Origin of the sequence: Clostridium tarantellae (assembly GCF_009295725.1) — a bacterium.
Classification (GTDB): Bacteria; Bacillota; Clostridia; order Clostridiales; family Clostridiaceae; genus Sarcina; species Sarcina tarantellae.
The window spans coordinates 1-7,052 of sequence record NZ_WHJC01000177.1 but is presented as its reverse complement, the minus strand read 5'-3'; the positions used below and the strand labels follow the sequence as shown (position 1 = coordinate 7,052).

Genomic DNA, 7,052 nt, shown 5'->3' with positions numbered 1-7,052 from the left:
TAAATAGACTATGTATTGTATTCTAATTTTTTAATTATATATGTTTTATTTTATATAATATGTATTTATAATAATCATTAAAAAAAACTATGAAATTAAATTTGAATTTCATAGTTTTTTTATTTCTATTTTAATCTGTTATTTAAACGAAATCAAAAAAACATATTAAACTATATTATGGCTTTTACTATATTAAAAATATTAACTAAAATCATTAATATCAATATAATATCAAATAGCTTAACTATATTTTCTGAAGAAATTTTCTTATTTACACTTGAACCAACTATTCCTCCAACTACACCACCAACTATCATATAAGGTAATACACTTAAATTCATACCTACAAATCCTGAAGTTATTGCAATATTTATTAGTTTAGCACTTTGAGAAAATAATATCATAACTATGGAATTTCTTACACAAGATTTAGTATCCATAGAAAAAAATATAGTTAAAACCGCCACATTAAGAGGACCTCCTCCTATGCCTAAAAATGCTGAAATCATACCTAGTAATAAACCAATTAATATACACATTATAAAATTTTTAACATTATATGTACGCAATTTTTCTTTATTTCTCATGTAATAAAGAACGAAAATAAGCACTATAGCTAATATAATAGATTGTATAAATTCTACCATGGATTTATTAGAAAAACTTCTAACAGCATATTTAAAAATATCACTTCCAAATATTCCACCTATAATTGAACCAATAATTAATAAGCTTGTTGTTCTAACCTCATATTTTCCCTTATTGACTAATTGCTTTATAGTTGAAACTATAGACATTGTTAATACTGTTGATGAAGATAAAACTCCTATAGTACTTATAGAGAACGTTCCTATACTTATTAAAATAGGAGAAATTATAAAACCTCCTCCTATACCAGCTATTGCTCCTATACATGTAGCCAAAAAACCTACAAAAAAATATAAAATTACCATACAAAAATCACTTCCTTAGATTTTTAAATAGTAACATAGCTAACCATTATATTATAAACTATAGATAGTTATAGGTAAACGTTTTAAAATTTGTTAATTAAATATAAAGAGGTGTTTCAAATTTCTTGGAACTCCTCTTTTTTATACTATTTATTTATAAACTCTAAACTACCATATACTATTTTCTTGAAGTAATCCTGAAATACCCTTAAACCATTCGTTAGTATCTGCTTTACTGGTAAAGAACTCATTTCTACGTTTCATAAGCTCAAGATTATATTTTAATAATTCTTCACATCTTGAAAGATATAAATTACAATCATCTAATCTATTCCAATTTGCATAGTTATCTGATTTTTTTAAATCATAAGAAGAATAAACACTTTCACGATTAGATATTAAAAGTTTTCTAAGTTCCATATACTGTGATTCTAATATTAACCATTTATTTATATTAGATTGCTGTAACGGCTCATTTTCAATAAATAAACTTGAAAACATAATTAATTTAGTATATAAATGATTAAAATTAAAAGCATCATCATCTAATAAAAGTCTTTCATCATCAAAATCTAAAGCTAAATTCCAAGAAAATCTTTGTGAATCATTAAAGAAAAGAACTATTTCTGAATTAGATTTAATAGCATCTTCTAAAATGATTTTACTCAGTTCCCTAATTTCATTATAACTTTTCTTAGTATTTTTTCTAATTAAAAGATAATCATCTTTTTTTACATCAAAATTATTATCATCTTCAAATACATCTTTTGCAGATTTTCGTAACTCTTCAACTAATTTCAAAAAGTTTTCATACTCAATTAAAAAACAGTTTTTCACAGCTTCATTCATTATAAAAACACTCCTTTTAAAATTCAATTAATATTTACAAAAACTAAAATAAAAGCAATACTATACGGTAAAATAATAACTATTTATTATTCCTGTAACAAAATTTCTATAATATTACTACATATATTAGTACTACAAATGATATTTTCATACAAACAGTTAAATCAGCTATTGTGTAACAAAACTACACTATAACTGACTAACTTTCTCAAATATCCTTTTAAGTAAATTCTCTCTATAATTTCTATTTATATGAAAATATTATTTAATTTATTATATCACAAATTAATAAATTAAATAAGATTAAAAAAGATTCAGCATATGATTTTACTGAATCTTTTAAAATAAACTCTATATTAATTTATTATAAAACCTACATAATCTTTAGTTTTTTTATCATTACTTTTAAAATAAGCATATTATATTGCATTAAAGATTTATAATTAATCATTTTATCAACAATTAAGGAGGATTAAAATGTATTGTGTCTGCTCTAATAAAAATAACTATGAAGTTATATCTTTATGTGATTTAAAAAAGTTTACAGCTGAAAATGGACCTTTTAATAATTCTGCATGGATTGAAAGTTCAGTTGGAGATGTTTTAATATTAGATTGTAATAAACCTAACATTGAAAAAATTGAAAAAGTTTTTGTAACTGTAAATATTACTACCACTAAAATTATACAAACTCCTATAAGCTCTACTCTAAATTCAGAAGGTATTATTTTAACAGGAAAAAAACTTTTAATTGATGGATTCATTTGTTCAAAAATTGTTTATACTTCTTTAACTAAAGAACAATCTGTTTATAGCTCTGATTTTACCATTCCATTTTGTACTTATATTGTTTTAGAAAAAAACACTAATACTTTTAATGATAAATATTGTATAAAAATCTGTATTGAAGATGTATTCTTATCTATTATAGATTGTAAAACTATTTTTCAAAATGTAACACTATTCTTATTAGCTAAAAAAACTTTTTTAACTTGTCCAAATATACAACCATCAAAAGAAAATTGTAGTATTACTAATATACAACAACCACCACCTCCTCCTCCACCTGACACTCTTATAAATAATATAATACTAAATGATTTAAATGATGACTCAGTTATAATAATTAGTTTTAATAAAGTTAATATGACAATATTAGTTGATTCCACAGGAAGAGTAACAGATATAAATGGAGGATTAAATTACTTTAGGTTTACCTTATATAAACCTGATGGATTAACTGAAAAAATTACTAATAAATTAGTAGGAAATTCTAATGGTATGAATTTTTCAAATAATATTTCAAATACAAAATTTCAAAATGGTGATATTATAAAATTACAATATGAAGAAAATTCTAAAGTTATAATAACTAATTTCCCTAATACATCTACTCCAATATATATACCTAAAAATACTGAGGAAAGTTTTGTCATTACCAAAAATGGTTTAGTTGCATATATTCCAACAACAACCATACCAACAATCACCATTCCAACAATTACTACACCAATAGTTACTTTATCAAATGAGATATTAATTGTTAACTCTAATAATACTCAAGTTTCAAAAGTAGGTTTCGATATGACTAATAACAGACTCTTAGTAACTTCTTTTGGTACACAAATAGTTAATCCAGATAATAGAGCTATGATTTTATTTTATTTAAGAGACAGCTCTACAGGGGCTATAAAGTATTCTTCCTTTATTTCTTCTAATCAAAATGCATCTCAATTTGTAGCTGATTTAAATCATAAAATTTTTAATTTAAATGATTTTATTGAATTAGGTGTGTATAGTGTGGAAACTGCTAAAGTAACTAACTTTCCAATGCAAGGAACTACTCATACTGTCGATACAACCACTCAATTTGAAAAAACTTCAACAGAATTCTTTCAAATAACCTCCACTAAACTTCAGGCAATAAGCCCTCAAGTTTTATCACCCCCATCAAAATTACCAAATAACATAGAATATGTATTCACTACAAGCCTTGGTATTTTTGATATATTTTTTAATACTTTAAGTAAAACTTTATATGCTAATTTAACTCCTAGTGGTTTATCTTCAGGACCATTTACTCTTAAATTAATTGATAAAGATCAAACAACAATAGTTGAAAAAAACATTAACCCTAGTGATAGAGATGTTGCCCCTTTTATTTATGAAATTTCTAACTTATTCTTTGATTTTCATCAAGTGTTAGAATTAACGTTTGATTCTTCTAAAACCGAAATAATAGTTCATGACATTCCCAAAAAAGGAGACATATATGTATCTAGTAATGATACTGAATATTTTGAAATCACTCCAAGTGGTTTAGTACCATACACTCCACCTCCACCTCTTAATACACTTCCAAATGAAATATTAATTATTAACTCTAATAATATTCAAGTTTCAAAAGTAGGTTTTGATATGACTAATAACAGACTCTTAGTAACTTCTTTTGGTGCACAAATAGTTAATCTAGATAATAGAGCTATGATTTTATTTTACTTAAGAGACGGATCTACAGGGGCTATAAAACATTCTTCCTTTATTCCTTCTAATCAAAATGCATCTCAATTTGTAGCTGATTTAAATCATAAAATTTTTAATTTAAATGATTTTATTGAGTTAGGTGTTTATAATGTGGGAACTGCTAAAGTAACTAACTTCCCAATGCAAGGAGCTACTCATATTATTGATACAACCACTCAAATTGAAAAAACTTCAACAGAATTCTTTCAAATAACCTCCACTAAACTCCAATCAATAAACCCTCAAACCTTACCAAACCCATCAAAGTTACAAAATAACATAGAATATGTATTCACTACAAGCCTTGGTATTTTTGATATATTTTTTAACACTTTAAGTAAAACTTTATATGCTAATTTAACTCCTAGTGGTTTATCTCCTGGTACTTTTTCTCTGAAATTAATTGATAAAAACCAAAAAACTATTATTGAAAAAAATATTGCTCCTAGTGATACAGATGTTGTACCTTTTATTTATAAAATTTCTAACTTATTCTTTGAGTTTAACCAAGTATTAGAATTAAAGTTTGACTCCTCTAAAACTGAAATAATAGTTAATGATATTCCAAACAAAGGAGACATATATGTATCTAGTGCTGATACTGAATATTTTGAAATCACACCAACTGGGTTAACACTTTATAAACCTTCGCCTATAACACTATAAATCATTATCCATTTTTCAAAATTTTCATATAATATCCTATATTTAATTTAATAAGTTTGTTATTTTCAAAAATATACAAACAAGGAGGTCTAAAATGTATTGTAACTGCTCTAATAAGAACAACTATGAAGTTATTTCTTTATGTGATATTAAAAATTTTTCTCATAAAAATGGACCTTTTAATAATAAAGCTTGGTCTCAAATTTCCATTACAGATATTTTAATATTAGATTGTAAAAAACCTAACATTGAAAAAATTGAAAAGATATATGTAGACATAAAAATTACTTCTAATAAAATCATAGAAACTCCTGTAAGTCCTGTTCCCAATTCAGAAGGCATGACTTTAACAGGAAAAAAACTTTTAATTGATGGATTTATTTGTGTAAAAATTATTTACACTTCTCTAACTAAAGAACAATCTGTTTATAGCTCTAACTTTACCGTTCCATTTTGTACTTATATTATTTTAGAAAGAAATGTAGACCCTTTTAATGATAAATATTGTATAAAGACTTGTATTGAAGATGTATTCTTATCACTTATAGACTGTAAAACCATTTTTCAAAATATAACATTATTTTTACTAGCAGAAAAAACTTCTTTAACCTGTGCTAATCCTCAACCACCAAAAGAAAATTGTACCATTACTAATATACCACCACCACCTCCTCCACCTAACACTCTTATAAATAATATAATTCTAAATGATTTAAATGATGATGCAGTAATAACTATTACCTTTGATAATGTCGATATGAGAATAGTAGTTAATTCTACGGGAAGAACAACTGATCCAGCTGGTGGAAATGCTTATTTTAAATTTACTTTATTACAATCTGATGGAATAACAGAAAAAATCACCAAATCAATAGGAGGGAATGAAAGCGGTATGGATTTTCTAAATAATATTTCAAATACAAATTTCCAAGAAGGCGATATTGTAAACTTACAATCCCAATCACCTGATAAAGTTATAATAACTAACTTTCCAGACTCAAGCACACCAAGGTATGTTTTATCTAAAAATCAGATAAGCTTTAAAATTACCCAAAATAAATTAAATTATTATATCCCAAATGAAATAATATTTTTCAATAATAATAATGATATAGCAAAAATAAGTTTCAATACTACTAATAATACATTAACAGTAACCTCTACAAATAATCAATTTAGTGATCCTAAAAATAGATCTATGATTTTATTAAAATTAAGAGATGGAAATAATTTAAACACTATAAAATTTCATTCTCTTATTCCTTCTAATACCAATGCCAATAAGTTTGTAATGGATTTAAACAATACAGGTTTTAACTTAAATGATGTTATAGAAATAACTACTTATTCTCCTAGAACCGCTAAAATAACTAATTTTTCAGCTCAAGGTCAAACTTATATTCTTGATTATGGAACTACTCCTGATCATACTTTAACTGAATTCTTTAAAATAACCTCCACAGGTCTACAATCAACAGCTCCTTTACCATTACCATCTACTACTCAATTGCCAAATATTATATCTGTAAAGCTTAATGCTGATCCTAACATTATTATGTTTTCTATAGTATTCAATACTTTAGATAAAATAATATTCATTGAATCTACTACTGATTATACTCCCCCAACACCGGGCACATTCTTTAATGTAAAATTACTTGATTCAAATGGAAATACCATTACAGAAGTACCTTTTGATGGTGGAACACGTGTAGACTCTTATCAATTAACAACTGTATTTTTTAAGTTTGGTTATATTCTAGAACTTACCTATTCAAATGCATATAAACAATTTATAGAAATTTCTAACTTCCCAACTCAAGGTAATACTCATAGACCTAATACTAACGAAGAGTACTATAAAATCACCTCAACTGGCTTAAAAGCTCATACTCCATAAAAATTTTCAAAATATAATTTTTTAATAAAACAAAAAGGGGCTGTCGCATTAGCGGATAAAAAAATCCGCTAGCGATAGCTCCTTTTCTATATTTTTTAAAATAATTTTATATATTTCAACTATAGTTAAAATATATCTAAAAATAGACGCACTCAAATAAG

At 25.1% G+C, this 7,052-nt stretch carries 4 protein-coding genes; 2 read left to right on the top strand and 2 right to left on the bottom strand.

Going from position 1 to position 7,052, the window contains the following annotated elements; genetic code table 11:
• Window positions 1-170: 170 nt before the first annotated feature.
• Complete coding sequence (locus GBZ86_RS10820) at window positions 171-953, bottom strand: sulfite exporter TauE/SafE family protein (RefSeq protein ID WP_152890561.1); 783 nt, start codon at window positions 951-953, stop codon at window positions 171-173.
• Window positions 954-1,121: 168 nt separating this feature from the next.
• Window positions 1,122-1,802, bottom strand: coding sequence for a hypothetical protein (locus tag GBZ86_RS10815; protein WP_152890559.1), 681 nt, complete (start codon window positions 1,800-1,802; stop codon window positions 1,122-1,124).
• A gap of 477 nt (window positions 1,803-2,279) precedes the next feature.
• On the opposite strand from GBZ86_RS10815, the gene GBZ86_RS10810 reads away from it, so the two are divergent.
• Both GBZ86_RS10810 and GBZ86_RS10805 read left to right on the top strand, forming a co-directional pair.
• Window positions 2,280-4,991 carry a DUF3794 domain-containing protein gene (locus GBZ86_RS10810; RefSeq protein ID WP_152890558.1) on the top strand — a complete coding sequence of 904 codons (2,712 nt, stop codon included), beginning with the start codon at window positions 2,280-2,282 and terminating at the stop codon, window positions 4,989-4,991.
• A gap of 94 nt (window positions 4,992-5,085) precedes the next feature.
• Window positions 5,086-6,891, top strand: a complete 1,806-nt coding sequence (locus tag GBZ86_RS10805; RefSeq protein WP_152890556.1) for a DUF3794 domain-containing protein — start codon at window positions 5,086-5,088, stop codon at window positions 6,889-6,891.
• The last annotated feature ends 161 nt before the right edge of the window (window positions 6,892-7,052 follow it).